This is a genomic window from Micromonospora globosa (genome assembly GCF_000717585.1).
In the GTDB taxonomy this organism is placed as follows: Bacteria; Actinomycetota; Actinomycetes; order Mycobacteriales; family Micromonosporaceae; genus Micromonospora; species Micromonospora aurantiaca.
In genome coordinates this window covers 86,970-101,024 of record NZ_JNZR01000023.1, presented here as the reverse complement: position 1 = coordinate 101,024, position 14,055 = coordinate 86,970, and the positions used below count along the sequence as shown (strand labels likewise).

Below are 14,055 nucleotides of genomic sequence, written 5' to 3'. Positions count from 1 at the left end.
GCCGCCCAGACCGTCCAGGTGTCGGCCTACCCGGACCACTACGCCCAGTGGGAGCAGCAGGCCGCCGACCTCGTCGCCCAGCACTGGAACAGCTAAGACCAACAAGTACGACACAGCGAAGGCCGGCACCCCGAACCAACGGGGTGCCGGCCTTCACGCGTCTGGGTGAACCGGGCACGGTAGCCGGGGTGCCCGCAGCGGCTGCGAGGGTTGGATGCGGGGCATGGACGAGGTGGACGCCCCGGCATTGCGGCAGGCGTACGAGGAGTTGTTCGCGGAGATCGACGCGGGCGGGTTCGGGCCGCCGCCCGAAGGTCAGCTGAGCGCCGAGCAGATCGTCGCGCACCTCGCCGCCAACGACGAGCTGATGAGCGAGGCGACCGAGGCGGTGCTGGCCGGCTCGCCGTTCGCGTACTACGACCTGGACACCATCCACCGGCCGCAACTGGACGCGCTCGTCTCCGAGTGTGGCGGGCTGGACGGCCTGGCCGCGCTGTTCCGGGCCACCAGCCAGAAGTTGTGCGCGTTGGCGGAGCGGCTCGGCCCGGCGGCGGAGACGCCGGTGGACACCGTGCTGCGCGAGGGCTTCGACCTGGACGTGGACGACTCGCTGCCCTGGGGCAGGGCGCTGGACCTGCACATCCGCGTGCACCTGCCGCTGCACCTGGCCCAGCTCCGCGCCCTGCGCCGCCAGCCCCACCTCGCCTGACCGGCAGACAACCGATCATGGAGTTGTGGCAGTGGACAACTCCGACATGCCTGGCCTTCCAGGCGCCACAACTCCAAGATTGACGGAAGCGGGCGCGGGCGCGGGCGGGACAGTGGGCGCGGGCGGGACAGCGGGTGCGGGCGGGGCGGAACGCGGGGCGGGGGACGTCGCAGGGGGCGGGTGGCGGAACGTGCGGCGGTAGGCGGTGGGGGACACGCCTACCCGCGCGTGGAAGTGCTGTCGCAGCGCGGCGGTGGTGCCGAAACCCGCGTCCCGGGCGATCCGGTCGACGCTCAGATCCGTCGTCTCCAGCAGCACCCGGGCGTGCTCGGTGCGCTGCTGGAGCAGCCACTGCGCCGGGCTGAGCCCGGTCTCGGACCGGAAGTGCCTGGTGAACGTACGGACGCTCATCCGCGCGTGCGCCGCCATCTCGCGCAGCGCCACCGGCTCGTGCAGCCGCTGCTGCGCCCACTCGCGGGTGGCCGCTGTGCCGTTGTCAGCGCCGCGGGGCACCGGCCGCTCGATGTACTGGGCCTGCCCACCGTCGCGCCACGGCGGCACCACGCAGCGCCGGGCGGCCCGGTTGGCCACCGCGCTGCCGTGGTCCGTGCGGACGACGTGCAGGCACAGGTCGATTCCGGCGGCCACCCCGGCCGAGGTGAGCACGCGGCCGTCGTCGACGAAGAGCACGTCGGGGTCGAGCCGTACGCCGGGGTGCAGGCGGCGGAAGCGCGACGCGTACGCCCAGTGCGTGGTGGCCGGGCGGCCGTCGAGCAGGCCGGCGGCGGCGAGTACGAACGCGCCGGTGCAGATGGACATGACGCGGGCGCCCCGGTCGTACGCGGCCCGCAGCGCCTGGGCCACCTCGGCGGCAACCGTGCCGTCGTGCAGCGGCGAGCCGGAGTGGATGCCGGGGACGATCACGGTGTCGGCGCGCTCCAGCAGTTCCAGCCCGTGGTCGGGGAGGACCTGGAAGCCGGCGCTGCTGCGTATCGGCAGGCCGCCGGGGGTGCAGGTCGCCACCGCGTACAGCGGGGTTCGGTCGTCGGCGCGGGCGGCGCCGAGGACCTGGGCGGGGGTGCCGAGGTCGAGCGCGACCACGCCGTCGAGGGCGAGGACGGCGACCCGGTGCGGTACGGACATGGCCCGATTATTGCGCACGATGGCTTTCCGGCCACTCGTCGCAGGAGCCGCCCGGTCCGAGACTCGATTGGTGACACGATCCCGCCTGCACCCGGCCTGGCTCGTCGCCGCCGTGGCCTTCGTCGCGCTCGTCGGTGCCGCAGGTTTCCGCGCCACCCCGGGTGTGCTGCTGCACCCGCTGCACGCCGAGTTCGGCTGGCCGCTGGCGACCATCTCCGCCGCCGTGTCGGTCAACCTGCTGCTGTACGGCCTCACCGCGCCGTTCGCCGCCGCGCTGATGGACCGGTTCGGCATCCGCCGGGTGGTGGCCGGTGCGTTGGTGCTGGTGGCCGCCGGTAGCGGCCTGACCGTGGGGATGACCGAGAGCTGGCAGCTCCTGCTGTGCTGGGGCGTCCTCGTCGGGCTGGGCACCGGCTCGATGGCGCTGGCGTTCGTGGCGACGGTGACCGGGCGCTGGTTCGTCAAGCGGCGGGGCCTGGTGACGGGTGTGCTCACCGCCGGGGGCGCGGCCGGGCAGCTCGTCTTCCTTCCGCTGCTCGCGGTGCTGGTGCGCGACCACGGCTGGCGCACGGCGGCACTCGTCGTCGCCGGGGCCGCGCTGGCGGTCGTACCCCTTGTGGTGTGGTTGTTGCGGGAGCATCCGGCGGACCTGGGGCGGCCCGCCTACGGCGCGACCGAGGTCGTGCCGCCGGCCCGGCCGGAGGGCGGTGCCGCGGCGCGGGCGGTCGGCGCGCTCGCCGCCGCCGCGCGGACGCGGCCGTTCTGGCTGCTCGCCGGCGGTTTCGCGATCTGCGGCGCGACCACGAACGGCCTGGTCGGTACGCACTTCGTGCCGGCCGCCCACGACCACGGCATGCCGGAGACCACAGCCGCGGGTCTGCTCGCCGTGGTCGGGCTCTTCGACATCGCCGGCTCGATCGCCTCCGGGTGGCTCACCGACCGGGTCGACGCCCGGCTGCTGCTCGGCGCCTACTACGCGTTGCGCGGGGCGTCGCTGCTGGTGCTGCCGAGCCTGTTCGCCGGTACGGCCGAGCCGAGCATGCTGGTCTTCATCGTCTTCTACGGGCTGGACTGGGTGGCGACGGTCCCGCCGACTGTGGCGTTGTGCCGGGAGTGGTTCGGCGCGTCCGGCGCCGTGGTGTTCGGCTGGGTGTTCGCCGCGCACCAGTTCGGCGCCGCGCTGGCGGCCACCGGCGCCGGTCTGGTCCGGGACCGGCTCGGCGACTACGCGCTGGCCTGGTACGTGGCGGGCGCGCTGTCGGTCGGCGCGGCCGGGCTGTCGCTGCTGCTGCGGCGCCGTCCCGCCGGCGAGCCCGCGTTCGCGCTGCCCGTGGCGGCGGGCCGGCGGGCCTGGAGCTACCGCGGCTGACGGGTCGGCGCTACCGCGGCTGACGGGTGGGCGCTACCGGGGCCGACGGGGCGGCGCTACCGGGGCCGACCGGTCAGCCGGCCGCCCACTGCTGCTCGGGAGCGCCGCTGCACGGCGCCTGCTCCAGCTCGCGGCCGGGCTCGGTGCCCGCGTCGTCGACCTGCGCGCACTTGCCGCTGTGCACTGCCACAAGCAGCGCCGCACCGTCACCGGCCTGCTGGAACCGCCACTGCTGGTTGGCCTGCCCGTTGCACGACCACTGCTGCACGTCGACGCCGTCGTCGGTCTTCGCCTCGTTGACGTCCAGGCACTTGCCGCTCGCCGCGTTGACGAGCAGGTAGGTGTCGTTCGTGACCGGCGTGACCACCCACTGCTGCTCCGGCCCGCCGGTGCAGTCGGCCAGCGCCGCCTGCGCGCCCTCGGCCTCGTCGCCCGTCACGCCGAGGCAGCGTCCGGACGGCACGCCCCGGATCACCTTCGGCGTGGCCACCGGCGCGGCGGGTGTGCTCGGCGCCGCGCTCGGCGAGGGCGACGACGACGGCGTGGGCTCCGCCGTCGGTTCCGCGCTCGGCTCGCTCGGCTCCGCTGTGGGCGCTGCCGCCGCCGGCACCACCGGCCGGTCGTCACCGCCGCCGAGCACGCCGGTGGCGAAGAAGACCCCGAGGAGTACGCCCGCCACGCCGACGCCCAGCGCGATCCGCATCAGCGGGTCCTGGGGCAGCCGGACACCACGGGCGCCACGGGCGCGGCGGGCGCCGTAGACGGTGCCGGACGGGTCGGAGTGCGGGTCGGCCATGGGGGCATAGTGACCCACCGGGGCCGCCGGGTGCCAGTCGCCCCGGCGGCACGGTGACTCAGTCGACGACCCGGACGTCCTTCCAGAACGCCACCCGGTCGCGGACCATCTCCGCGTCCGGCTTGGGATCGGGGTAGTACCAGACGGCGTCCGGGCTGGTGGCGCCGCCGTGTTCGAGCGTGTAGTAGGAGGCCGTGCCCTTCCACGGGCAGACCGTGTGGGTGTCGGACTCCCGGATCAGGTCGTCGCGCAGCGCGGCACGGGGAAAGTAGTGGTTGCCCTCGACCACCACTGTGTCGTCGCTCTCGGCGACGACGAGGTCGTTCCAGACGGCTTTCGGCATGTCCTCCACGCTATGCCGGTGGGCGCGTGCCGGCCACCGCTCAGCGCGTCGGCTCCTCGTCCGTCACGTCGGCCACCGTCGCGTCGAGCGCGGCCAGCGCGGTGTCCGCGTCGACCGCGACGGCGAGGCCGTGCTCGCCCGCGCCGAGCGTGATCTCCCGGCCGCGTAGCCGCTCGTCGGCGACCACCGGCCAGGCGGTGGTGGCGCCGAACGGCGTGATGGTGCCGCGCGCGTACCCGGTGGCGGCCTTCGCCGCCTCGGCGTCGGGCATCGACAGCCGGCTCACCCCGAGCAGGGCGCGCAGCTTCGGCCAGGAGATCACCCGGCCGCCGGGCGTCAGCACGAACAGCAGGTCGCCCTCGCCGCGGCGGACCACGATCGTCTTGACCACATCGGGCACCTCGACGCCGCGCGCCGCAGCCGCCTCGGCGAGGCTCGCGACCGGGCCGTGGCGGATCACCCGGTACGGCAGGCCGGCGTCGTCGAGTGCGGTGAGCGCGGGATTCGGCATGGCGGTCACGGTAACGCGCGCGTCGTCGGCCGGTCGCGGAATGGCCACCGTGGACATCCCACGAATTGTCGTACCCGAGCGTAAGGTGATCTCATGCACGCTGTCCGTGATCATGAACGGGCGGTGGACACGCTGCGGCGCTCCTACGCCGCGGTGCCCGCCGGGGAACCCGTACGGCTGGCCAAGCAGACCTCGAACCTGTTCCGGCCCCGCTCCGCGCCGCGTACGCCCGGCCTGGACGTGAGCGGCCTGACCGGGGTGCTCGCCGTGGACCCGGCGGCCCGCACCGCCGACGTGCAGGGCATGTGCACCTACGAGGATCTGGTCGACGCGACGCTGCCGCACGGCCTGATGCCGCTTGTCGTGCCGCAGTTGCGCACCATCACGCTGGGCGGGGCGGTGACCGGGCTGGGCATCGAGTCCACCTCCTTCCGCAACGGCCTGCCGCACGAGTCGGTGCTGGAGATGGACGTCCTCACCGGCGCGGGGGAGATCGTCACGACCCGGCCCCGGGGCGAGCACGCCGACCTGCACCGCGCCTTCCCCAACTCGCTGGGCAGCCTCGGCTACGCGACCCGGCTGCGCATCGAGCTGCAACCGGTCCGCCGGTACGTGTCACTGCGCAACATCCGGTTCACCCGGCTGGAGGAGCTGGTCGACGCGATCGGCGAGGTGGTCGCCAAGGGCGCCTGGGGCGGTGAGCCGGTCGACGCCATGGACGGGGTGGTGTTCAGCCCCGGCGAGGCGTACCTCGTGCTCGGCACGTTCACCGACGAGGCCGACGACGGCCCGTCCGACTACACCGGCCAGGAGATCTACTACCGCTCGCTGCGCCGGCGCACCCGGGACGCGCTCACCGCGTACGACTATCTCTGGCGCTGGGACACCGACTGGTTCTGGTGTTCGGCGGCGTTCGGGGTGCAGCACCCGGTGGTGCGGCGGCTGTGGCCGCGGCGCTACCGGCGCAGCGACGTCTATCACCGGATCGTGCGGCTGGAGCACCGGCACCAGGTGGCCGCCCGGGTCGACAGGTGGCGGGGCCGCCCGGCCCGGGAGCGGGTGGTGCAGGACGTGGAGGTCCCGCTCGACCGCACGCCCGAGTTCCTGCGCTGGTTCGCCGCCAACGTGGGCATGACGCCGGTGTGGCTGTGCCCGCTGCGGCTGCGGGAACCGTCCGGTCCCGGGTCGGCGAAGGCGTGGCCGCTATATCCGCTCCGACCGGGCGAAACGTATGTGAACATCGGCTTCTGGGGAAGCGTCGCCATCGCGGCGGGCGCCGCCGACGGCGACGTCAACCGCCAGATCGAGCGCATGGTGTCGGAGGTGGGCGGTCACAAGTCGCTCTACTCCGACGCGTACTACGACCGGGGGGAGTTCGACCGCCTCTACGGCGGGGACACCTGGCGTGCCGTGAAGGACCGCTACGACCCGGACCACCGACTCACCGGACTGTACGAGAAGGCGGTATCCCGAGCATGAGTCTGACCGACCGAACACCGGGGGCGGCGAGCACCCCGGCCGGCCCGCCGGCGGGCGGGCGGCGTACCGGACCCACAGTCGCGGACGTGGTCCGCGCGGTCACCACCGGCGACCTGCCCGTCCGGGTCACCGGCTACGACGGCAGCACGCTGGGCCCGGCCGACGCCGGGATCACCCTGGCGATCCGCACCGAGCGGGGCCTGTCCTACCTGCTCACCGCGCCGGGCGACCTGGGCATGGCCCGGGCCTACGTCAGCGGCGACCTGGGGCTGGAGGGGGTGCACCCGGGCGACCCGTACGAGGCGCTGCGGGTGATCAAGGACGAGGTGCCGCTGCGGATCCCGGCGATGAGCGAGGCGCTCGCGCTGGTCCGAGGGCTGGGCTGGGAACGGCTGCGCCCGCCGCCGCCCCCGCCGCAGGAGGCGGCGCCGCGCTGGCGGCGGCTGATGACCGGCCTGCGGCACTCGCGCATCCGGGACAGCACCGCGATCTCGCACCACTACGACGTGTCGAACGCCTTCTACGAGAAGGTGCTCGGGCCGTCCATGACGTACACCTGCGCGGTCTTCCGCAGCCCCGGCGACACCCTGGAGGAGGCGCAGCGCAACAAGTACGACCTTGTCGCCGGCAAGCTGGCGCTCAAGCCGGGGATGCGGCTGCTGGACGTCGGCTGCGGCTGGGGCGGCATGGTCCGGCACGCGGCCCGCGAGTACGGCGTCAAGGCGCTCGGTGTGACGCTGTCGAAGGCGCAGGCCGACTGGGCGCGGGCCGCGATCGAGCGGGAAGGGCTGAGCGAGCTGGCCGAGGTGCGTCACCTGGACTACCGGGACGCGCCGCGCGAGCAGTTCGACGCGATCTCCTCGATCGGCCTGACCGAGCACATCGGGGTGCGCAACTACCCGGCCTACTTCGGCGCGCTGCGCTCCCGGCTCAAGCCGGGCGGGCGGCTGCTGAACCACTGCATCACCCGGGCCGACAACCGGGCGCCGCACCGCTCCGGCGCGTTCATCGACAGGTACGTCTTCCCGGACGGTGAGCTGGCCGGTCCGGGCCGGCTGATCAGCGAGATCCACGACGCCGGGTTCGAGGTGCACCACGAGGAGAACCTGCGCCAGCACTACGCGCTGACGCTCGCCGGCTGGTGCCGCAACCTGGTCGAGCACTGGGACTTCTGCGTCGGCGAGGTCGGGCCGGGCACCGCGAAGGTGTGGGGGCTCTACATGGCCGGCTCCCGGCTGGCGTTCGAGCGCAACGGCATCCAGTTGCACCACGTGCTCGCCACGCATAACGGCCCGGAAGGGGTGAACGGGTACCCGCTGCGTCCGGACTGGACGCCCTGACGCGACGTACCGACGAAAGGCCGCGCGGACCGCGCGGCCTTTCGTCGAAGCCATTGACAAGGAAGTTTTGTACGTACAAACTGATTTTGCCATGAGAGACGTCCTGTACCTGGAACAGCGCGAGCAGGCCGAAGTCCTGCTCAAGCCGCAGCGCATCGAGGTGCTGCGGCAACTCGCCGAGCCCCGCACCTGCACCGAGGTCGCGGCCCGGCTGGAGCAGACGCCGCAGCGCGTCTACTACCACGTCAAGCAGCTCGTCGCGGCCGGGCTGGCCGAGCAGGTGGCGCAGCGGCAGGTGCGCGGCATCACCGAGGGCATCTACCAGGCCGTCGCCCGGTCGTACTGGCTCTCGCCCCGCCTGGTCGGCCGCATCGGCGGCACCCGCCGGGCCCGCGACGAGCTGAGCCTGGGCTACCTGCTCGACCTCATGGAGGAGGTCCAGGCCGACATCGCCGCGCTCGACCGCGCCGCCCCCGAACTGCCGTCCATCGGCGTCTCCGGCGAGATCCGGGTGCCCGCCGAGCGGCGGCAGGAGTTCCTGCACGACCTGCAGACGACGCTGCAGGACCTGTTCACGCGCTACGGCGGCGCCGAGGGAGACGCCTTCAAGCTCGCCGTGGCCTGCTACCCGAAAGGCGACACGCATGACTGAGCCGATGATCATCCGCGCCCGCCTCGCCGCCCCGGTGGCGACCGTCCGCCGGGCCCTGACCGACGCCGCCGAGCTGCGCGTCTGGCTGGCCGAGCACGCCGAGGTCGAGCTGCCCCGGCGGTACGAGTTCTGGGGCCGCTACACGCCCGAGGGCGACGCGCCACACCAGCGGCTGCTGCACGCCGACGACCGGACGCTGCGCTTCGCGTGGACGCTCGACGGGGTGGAGACCACCACCGAGTTCGAGCTGGAGCCCGACGGCGACGCCACCGTACTCACGCTGCGGCAGAGCCACTTCAGCTTCGAGGAGGCGATGAGCGGCAGCAGCATCCGGGGCGTGCTCCAGACGTTCTGGTACCTGGCGATCGCCAACCTCAACGACCACCTCGACGGCCGGCCGCTGCTGCCGCGTACCGACTTCACCTCCGCCGATCTGCGCGGCGAACTGCTGATCGACGCCCCGATGGACAAGGTGTGGACGTCGCTCACCGACTCCGAGCAGGCCGGCGCCTGGTTCGGCTACCCGATCGGCATCGAGCCCTGGGAGGGCGGCCGGTACGCGATGGGCGGCTTCGACGCCGGTGAGGCCGCGAAGGTGTTCGACGTGACGCCGGGGCGGGCGCTGTCCATCGACTGGGGACCGACCGGCGTGACCTCCTGGGAGCTGGACGAGTCCGAGGGCCGGACGAAGCTGACGTTCGTGCAGTCCGGCTTCGACGAGGGCAACCCGCCGTACGGCGCCTGGACCGGCATCGTCTCCGGGTTCGCCGAGCTGCGACGCTTCCACGAGGTGCCGGACTGGAAGCCCATCTGGCTGTAAGGAAGGGCCCCCTCTTAACGCCTCCGGTAGAGGAGGGGGCCCCTTTTAACACGGGCGCCGGTTGGGTAATGCCGGGCGATGTTCTTCATCTTCGGGCTGCGGACCAAGGTCGTCCGGTCCGGCGTCGTCACCGCTGTCTGCCGCAACTGCGGCAACCAGGCCGCCCAGGTGATCACCCGCCGGGTCACCAAGTTCAGCCTCTTCTTCATCCCGCTGATCCCGCTGCGCACCCGGTACGGGCAGCAGTGCACGTTCTGCGGCGCCCAGTACGACATCTCCCGCGCCGAGGCCGAGCGCCTCCCGGTCGGCTGACCGGTGACCCGCTTCCTCTGCTGGCTGATCGGCCGGCAGCCCGCCACTCCGATCGCCCCGCCGGTGCACACCGCTGCCCGTCCACCCTGCACGCCCGGGCGACGGCACCGCCGCCGGCGTCGTCCGCTGGCGGGAGCGCAGTCCCCGCGCTCGCCCTGGAACCGCTCCGCCGACCGCTGACGGCGTGGCCCGACCCCGGTATCGAACCGGAGAACCATCGCGAGCTGCTCGCTCAGTGCTGCACCGGCCGCCGGCCGCCCGAGCCGACCTGCTGTGCGTCGTCGAGCCCCTCGACCGGGAATTCCATCGCCGTACCGTGCCGGTGCCCTGGCCGGTCAACGACTGGGAGCGGGGCTGGGGGTGGCGACGCCTGAGGGAGATCTGACCGCCGTGTTAAGAAGGGGCCCTTCCTCTACCGGAGGCGTTAACAAGGGGCCCTTCCTTACACTTCATCGGGTGGAGGAGCGGCTGGCGCAGATCCGGGGTGGTGGGCCGCCCCGGCGGCACAACGCCCGTACCATCGCCGCGTTGACCGGCAACCCCGGCTGCACCCGCCGCGCCGTGCTGGACAGCGCGGGCGCGGACAAGCCGGCGCTCGCCGAGCGGCTCGGCTTCCCGGCCCGGTTCGGGCAGTCCCGTTTCGCGATCACCCGGGGCAACGCGTTCGAGGCTCAGGTCAAGGCCGACGGCGGGGCGGAACTGCTGCGCCTGGTCGCGGAGCGGCTCGGCGTACCGGTGCCGGAGGCCGCGACCTGGACCGACCTCGGCGCCGACGACGACCGGCCGGAACGGTCCCGGGCGGCGCTGACCGCGAGCGGCGACGGCCCGGCGCTGTTCGACCACCCGCTGCTCGGCCTGGACGTGGCCGGCACCCGGGTGCACCTGGAACCGGACCTGGTCGCCGCGCGGCTGGCCGGCCGGTTCCACGTCGTGGAGATCAAGTCGTTCCCGGTGATCGACGGGCAGGCCGACCCGGGCAAGGTCGCCGCCGCCGCGATCCAGTCCGCCGTCTACGTGCTGGCGCTGCGCGAGCTGCTCGCCGCCGAGGGACGCGACCCGGAGCTGGTGTCGCACGAGGTGGTGCTGGTCTGCCCGCGCGACTTCGCCAACCAGCCGGTGGCCAGCCTGCTCGACGTGCGCCGGCAACTGCTGGTGCTGCGCCGCCAGCTGGCCCGGATGGCCCGGGTCGAGGAGCTGCTCGCCGCCGTACCGGCCGGGTTCACGGTCGACCCGGCGGCCGATCCGGCCACGCTCGCCGCCGCGCTGCACCAGGTGCCCGCGCGCTACGCGCCCGACTGCCTGGCCGCCTGCGAGCTGGCGTACTTCTGCCGGCACGAGGCGCGCGGGCAGACCGGCGCGCTGGGCCGGCCGGTCCGTGAGGCGCTGGGCGGCGTCGAGGACGTCGCCGACGTGCTGGCGCTCGCCGAGGGCGTAACCGCGCCCGAGCCGGAGCAGGCGGAGGCCGCCGCGCTGCTGCGGGCCGCCGCGCGCCTGCGCGCCGACGCCCTCGCCGGACACCCCGCGTGAGTACGCTTCGCGCGCTCGCCCGGGCCCAGGCGGTCGCCACCGGGCGGGCCCAGCCGGTCGCCACCGTCCGCCACCTGCACCTGTCCGACCGGCCGCTGGTGCTGGTGCCGCTCGCACTGGCCGGTGAGGCGAACGCCCCGCTGGCAGCGATGGTCGGCGCCGCCCCCGACGAGGCCCGGCTGCTCGTGGTGCCGCAGCCGCGCAACCGGGACCAGCGGTTCGCGTTCGCCGCCGAGCTGGCCGCGATCGTGCTGCCGTACCTGGACGAGTTCCGCGACCTGACCGAGGCGGTGCCGGTGGACCGGGGGCGCGACGTCCGCCACCGGTACGTGGACGCGCCGCAACTGCTGGTGCCGAACCCGGCCGGGATCACGTTCCTGCGGCTGTTCGGCCGTTCCACCCGGTTCCGCCGGACCGACGGCGACTACCCGGTGCACCAGTCGGTGCCGCTGCTCGGCCGCTGGCTGACGTTCTTCGCCGAGCGCGCCGAGCAGCCCGGATCGTCGGCGTTGCTGGCGCTCACCGAGGCGCTGACGTTGCACTGGGCGACCGGGCAGAGCGTGGTGGAGGACCTGCACCTGCCGGCGGTGCTGGGCTGGCTCGACCCGCCGGCCGGGCTGACCGGCGCCGAGGCGGCGGCCCGTGCCGAGGACCCGGCACACTGCCCGCCGGCCGGTCCGGCCACCGACCCGGACTTCGACAACCGCCGGCTCGCCCCGGCGATCGAGGCGTACACCCGGGCCGAGGACGACCCGGCGGCCCGCGCGGCCGCGTACGACGAGCTCGCCGGCCTGCTGCGCGACCAGCTCGCGCCCACCTGGGAGCTGATGTGGCGCGGCGTCGGGCTGTTGCGGGCGCTGCCGGCCGGCGCGCGGGTGGCGGGCCGGTGGGCCGGTGACCGGGACGCGTTCACCGCGCACGCCGAGCATGTCGACGCCGGGGGCGGCCCGCAGCCGCGGCGCGACGGCGCGGTGGCGGCGGCGCTGCGGTTACAGCGGCTGGAACGGGCGTCGACCGCGTGGGCGGTGCAGCGCGCCTACGACGATCCGCTGGTGATGGCCGAGCACCGGCTGTCCGGGGAGGCGTTCGTCGGCGAGGTGACGCTCGCCGACCCGGCGCGGGTGGACGACTCCGGCAAGCGGCCGGTGCTGCGCCCGCGCATCCAGGTGGTCACCACCGAGCCGGTGCCGATGCCGGTGGGCGCGACGCTGTACTCCCCGGCCCGCCCGGCGCAGAAGGCGAAGGTCGTGTTCGTGACGCCCGGCGCCGACGGCAAGACCGAGGTGGTGCTGGAACTGTCCGGCGGGATGGGCCGGGGGCTTACCGCGCCTCCCGGCAGCGTGCCCGAGGTGGGCGAGCGGATCTGCCTGACCAGCTTGTCCGACGGCTTCCTGCCGGGCGGCGCGTTCCCGGCGCCGGAGGAGACGCCGTGGACGCACGGCGGGCCGCCCGGCACGGCCGTCGCGCCGCAGGACCCGGCCCCGGCGGAGGACTGGTCCTGACCCGCGCGGCTCAGCCCAGGGCGGCGAGAGCCGTCCGCGCCTCGGCCGCCGTCGGCCGGTCCGGGTCCGCTGCGAGCAGCGCCTCCAGGCTCCGGCGGTACGCGACGTCGCGCGCCCCGTCGGCCGGGCTCGCCAGGTCCGGGGTGACGCCGCAGCCCTCCCAGTTGGTGCCGCTCGCCGCGTGCACGGGCCGGGCCACCGGCACCGTCAGTTCCAGGTGCGGGTGCAGCCGGTGCCCGACGCGGGGATGCGCGCCGCCCCGGGTGGGCTCACCGACCACTGTGGCCCGGCCGAACTGCTGAAGGTCGTACGCCAGTTCCTCGCCGCCGGAGAAGGTCGCCGGACCGGTGAGCACGTGGACCGGCTTCTCCGGCGCGTAGCGGGGGACCGGCAGCCAGGCGGCGCTGAAGAACTGGCGGGTGGCGCCGGAGCGCTCGTGCATGGTGTGCAGGTGCGTCGGCTCGGCGAAGAACCAGCCGCAGAGCAGCGCCACCCCGTCCGGGCTGCCGCCCTCGGTGCGGCGCAGGTCGAGCAGGAGCGCGTCGGTGCCGGCGAGCAGCCGCAGCGCGGCGGTCAGCGCGTCGCCGGCCAGGTCGGGCGGGAACACGTACGGCTGGATCTCCAGCAGCCCGACGTTTCCCGGCAGCCGTTGCACCCGGGTCGCGCCGCCCATGCCGAGCGCGGCGAGGCGCGCGAAGTGTTCCCCGGTCGGGTCGTCGGCCCTGTCGGACAGCGGCTGGTCGTGGTGCTTGAGCCGCAGGTGCAGGTCGCGGTTCGCCGACTGGAGGTCGGCGGTGACGAGCGCGCCGAGCGTGGCGGGGTCGCCCGCCCCGGCGTACGCCCCGGCGCGTAGGCGCTCGCGCAGGTGGCCGGCGACCCGGTCGGCGACGTCGGGCAGGACGTACTCGTCGGCCACCAGGGCGGCGGCCCGTTCGACGATGGCGGTGATCTGGTCCGGATCCATCGAGTCCCCGTTCTCGCGGTGGGGGAGAAGTAGAGCAGCCGGTTGACAAAGCGTCAAGAGAACTAGACGCTTTCGCGGTGACCGACGATCCGCTGGAGATCCGCGACCCGGCCCAGTTCAAGGCGCTGGCCCACCCGTTCCGGCACCGGCTGCTGTTCGCGCTCGGGGCCGGTCCCGCCACGCTCAGCCAGCTCGCCGCCCGTCTCGGCGCGGCGAAGGGCACGGTGGCCCACCACCTCGCGGTGCTGACCGAGGCCGGCATGGTCCGCCCGGCGCACAGCCGCCAGGTCCGGGGCGGCACCGAGCGCTACCACGAACGCACGTTCCGCCGGCTCGTCGGCGCCGACACCGACGCGGGCGCCACCGCCGCGCTGCTCGGGGCGTACGCCGAGGAACTCGCCGGTGACCCCGACCCGCTCGTGCACCTGCGACACCTGCGGCTCACGCCGGCCCAGGCCCGGCGCCTGCGGTCCACGCTGGACGAACTCGTGGGCGAGGCCGAGGAGGCGCCGCCGGGGCAGCCGCGCTACGGCGTGCTGGTCTCCCTCTACCGGCACCCGCCTGCGGTCCGCTGACCGACAGTCGTCG

The 14,055-nt window shown here is 74.2% G+C and carries 15 protein-coding genes; 10 read left to right on the top strand and 5 right to left on the bottom strand.

Annotated features, from left to right (window positions below; all coding sequences use genetic code 11):
* The first annotated feature begins 214 nt into the window (after positions 1–214).
* Positions 215–709 carry a hypothetical protein gene (locus IF06_RS0121100; RefSeq protein ID WP_013284249.1) on the top strand — a complete coding sequence of 165 codons (495 nt, stop codon included), beginning with the start codon at positions 215–217 and terminating at the stop codon, positions 707–709.
* 15 nt (positions 710–724) lie between these two features.
* Here IF06_RS0121100 and IF06_RS0121095 read toward each other — a convergent pair whose 3' ends face one another.
* Positions 725–1,852: a GlxA family transcriptional regulator gene (locus tag IF06_RS0121095; RefSeq protein WP_198039675.1), complete on the bottom strand. Its 1,128-nt coding sequence runs from the start codon at positions 1,850–1,852 to the stop codon at positions 725–727.
* A gap of 70 nt (positions 1,853–1,922) precedes the next feature.
* On the opposite strand from IF06_RS0121095, the gene IF06_RS0121090 reads away from it, so the two are divergent.
* Complete coding sequence (locus tag IF06_RS0121090; RefSeq protein WP_030273015.1) at positions 1,923–3,221, top strand: MFS transporter; 1,299 nt, start codon at positions 1,923–1,925, stop codon at positions 3,219–3,221.
* 73 nt (positions 3,222–3,294) lie between these two features.
* On the opposite strand, the gene IF06_RS0121085 is transcribed toward IF06_RS0121090, so the two are convergent.
* From IF06_RS0121085 to IF06_RS0121075, 3 genes are read right to left on the bottom strand one after another with little or no spacing between them, the layout of a single operon-like run.
* Complete coding sequence (locus IF06_RS0121085) at positions 3,295–4,017, bottom strand: RICIN domain-containing protein (protein WP_030273013.1); 723 nt, start codon at positions 4,015–4,017, stop codon at positions 3,295–3,297.
* Positions 4,018–4,075: 58 nt separating this feature from the next.
* Positions 4,076–4,360 (bottom strand): DUF427 domain-containing protein, encoded by a 285-nt coding sequence (locus tag IF06_RS0121080; RefSeq protein WP_013284253.1) that lies wholly within the window; start codon positions 4,358–4,360, stop codon positions 4,076–4,078.
* 40 nt (positions 4,361–4,400) lie between these two features.
* Complete coding sequence (locus IF06_RS0121075; protein ID WP_030273012.1) at positions 4,401–4,871, bottom strand: aminoacyl-tRNA deacylase; 471 nt, start codon at positions 4,869–4,871, stop codon at positions 4,401–4,403.
* A 93-nt stretch (positions 4,872–4,964) separates the two neighbouring features.
* Between IF06_RS0121075 and IF06_RS0121070 the strand changes: the two genes are divergently transcribed.
* The 7 genes from IF06_RS0121070 (at position 4,965) to IF06_RS0121035 (ending at position 12,503) form a co-directional block, all read left to right on the top strand.
* Complete coding sequence (locus IF06_RS0121070; RefSeq protein WP_013284255.1) at positions 4,965–6,350, top strand: FAD-binding oxidoreductase; 1,386 nt, start codon at positions 4,965–4,967, stop codon at positions 6,348–6,350.
* Positions 6,347–7,690, top strand: a complete 1,344-nt coding sequence (locus IF06_RS0121065; RefSeq protein ID WP_013474152.1) for a class I SAM-dependent methyltransferase — start codon at positions 6,347–6,349, stop codon at positions 7,688–7,690. The genes IF06_RS0121070 and IF06_RS0121065 overlap by 4 nt, the downstream gene beginning before the upstream one ends.
* A 91-nt stretch (positions 7,691–7,781) precedes the next feature.
* A complete protein-coding gene (locus IF06_RS0121060) occupies positions 7,782–8,342 on the top strand; it encodes a winged helix-turn-helix domain-containing protein (RefSeq protein WP_030273010.1) in 561 nt (186 codons plus the stop codon).
* Positions 8,335–9,162, top strand: a complete 828-nt coding sequence (locus tag IF06_RS0121055) for an SRPBCC family protein (RefSeq protein ID WP_013284258.1) — start codon at positions 8,335–8,337, stop codon at positions 9,160–9,162. The genes IF06_RS0121060 and IF06_RS0121055 overlap by 8 nt, the downstream gene beginning before the upstream one ends.
* Before the next feature lie 78 nt (positions 9,163–9,240).
* Complete coding sequence (locus tag IF06_RS0121050; RefSeq protein WP_013284259.1) at positions 9,241–9,474, top strand: zinc-ribbon domain-containing protein; 234 nt, start codon at positions 9,241–9,243, stop codon at positions 9,472–9,474.
* A 456-nt stretch (positions 9,475–9,930) separates the two neighbouring features.
* Positions 9,931–11,001 (top strand): hypothetical protein, encoded by a 1,071-nt coding sequence (locus tag IF06_RS0121040; protein ID WP_013284260.1) that lies wholly within the window; start codon positions 9,931–9,933, stop codon positions 10,999–11,001.
* The gene (locus IF06_RS0121035) at positions 10,998–12,503 is read left to right on the top strand and encodes a hypothetical protein (protein WP_030273009.1); all 1,506 of its coding nucleotides are present in this window, start codon (positions 10,998–11,000) and stop codon (positions 12,501–12,503) included. Before IF06_RS0121040 ends, IF06_RS0121035 begins: the two co-directional genes overlap by 4 nt.
* Before the next feature lie 10 nt (positions 12,504–12,513).
* On the opposite strand, the gene IF06_RS0121030 is transcribed toward IF06_RS0121035, so the two are convergent.
* Positions 12,514–13,467: a S41 family peptidase gene (locus IF06_RS0121030; RefSeq protein ID WP_030273008.1), complete on the bottom strand. Its 954-nt coding sequence runs from the start codon at positions 13,465–13,467 to the stop codon at positions 12,514–12,516.
* A 77-nt stretch (positions 13,468–13,544) separates the two neighbouring features.
* Between IF06_RS0121030 and IF06_RS0121025 the strand changes: the two genes are divergently transcribed.
* Positions 13,545–14,042 (top strand): ArsR/SmtB family transcription factor, encoded by a 498-nt coding sequence (locus IF06_RS0121025; protein WP_013284263.1) that lies wholly within the window; start codon positions 13,545–13,547, stop codon positions 14,040–14,042.
* The last annotated feature ends 13 nt before the right edge of the window (positions 14,043–14,055 follow it).

Coding starts and splice junctions, on each gene's coding strand:
- IF06_RS0121030 (WP_030273008.1), bottom strand. CDS start 13,467: ATGGATCCGGACCAGATCACCGCCATCGTCGAACGGGCCGCCGCCCTG.
- IF06_RS0121075 (WP_030273012.1), bottom strand. CDS start 4,871: ATGCCGAATCCCGCGCTCACCGCACTCGACGACGCCGGCCTGCCGTAC.
- IF06_RS0121060 (WP_030273010.1), top strand. CDS start 7,782: ATGAGAGACGTCCTGTACCTGGAACAGCGCGAGCAGGCCGAAGTCCTG.
- IF06_RS0121080 (WP_013284253.1), bottom strand. CDS start 4,360: ATGCCGAAAGCCGTCTGGAACGACCTCGTCGTCGCCGAGAGCGACGAC.
- IF06_RS0121050 (WP_013284259.1), top strand. CDS start 9,241: ATGTTCTTCATCTTCGGGCTGCGGACCAAGGTCGTCCGGTCCGGCGTC.
- IF06_RS0121100 (WP_013284249.1), top strand. CDS start 215: ATGCGGGGCATGGACGAGGTGGACGCCCCGGCATTGCGGCAGGCGTAC.
- IF06_RS0121055 (WP_013284258.1), top strand. CDS start 8,335: ATGACTGAGCCGATGATCATCCGCGCCCGCCTCGCCGCCCCGGTGGCG.
- IF06_RS0121065 (WP_013474152.1), top strand. CDS start 6,347: ATGAGTCTGACCGACCGAACACCGGGGGCGGCGAGCACCCCGGCCGGC.
- IF06_RS0121095 (WP_198039675.1), bottom strand. CDS start 1,852: ATGTCCGTACCGCACCGGGTCGCCGTCCTCGCCCTCGACGGCGTGGTC.
- IF06_RS0121085 (WP_030273013.1), bottom strand. CDS start 4,017: ATGGCCGACCCGCACTCCGACCCGTCCGGCACCGTCTACGGCGCCCGC.
- IF06_RS0121070 (WP_013284255.1), top strand. CDS start 4,965: ATGCACGCTGTCCGTGATCATGAACGGGCGGTGGACACGCTGCGGCGC.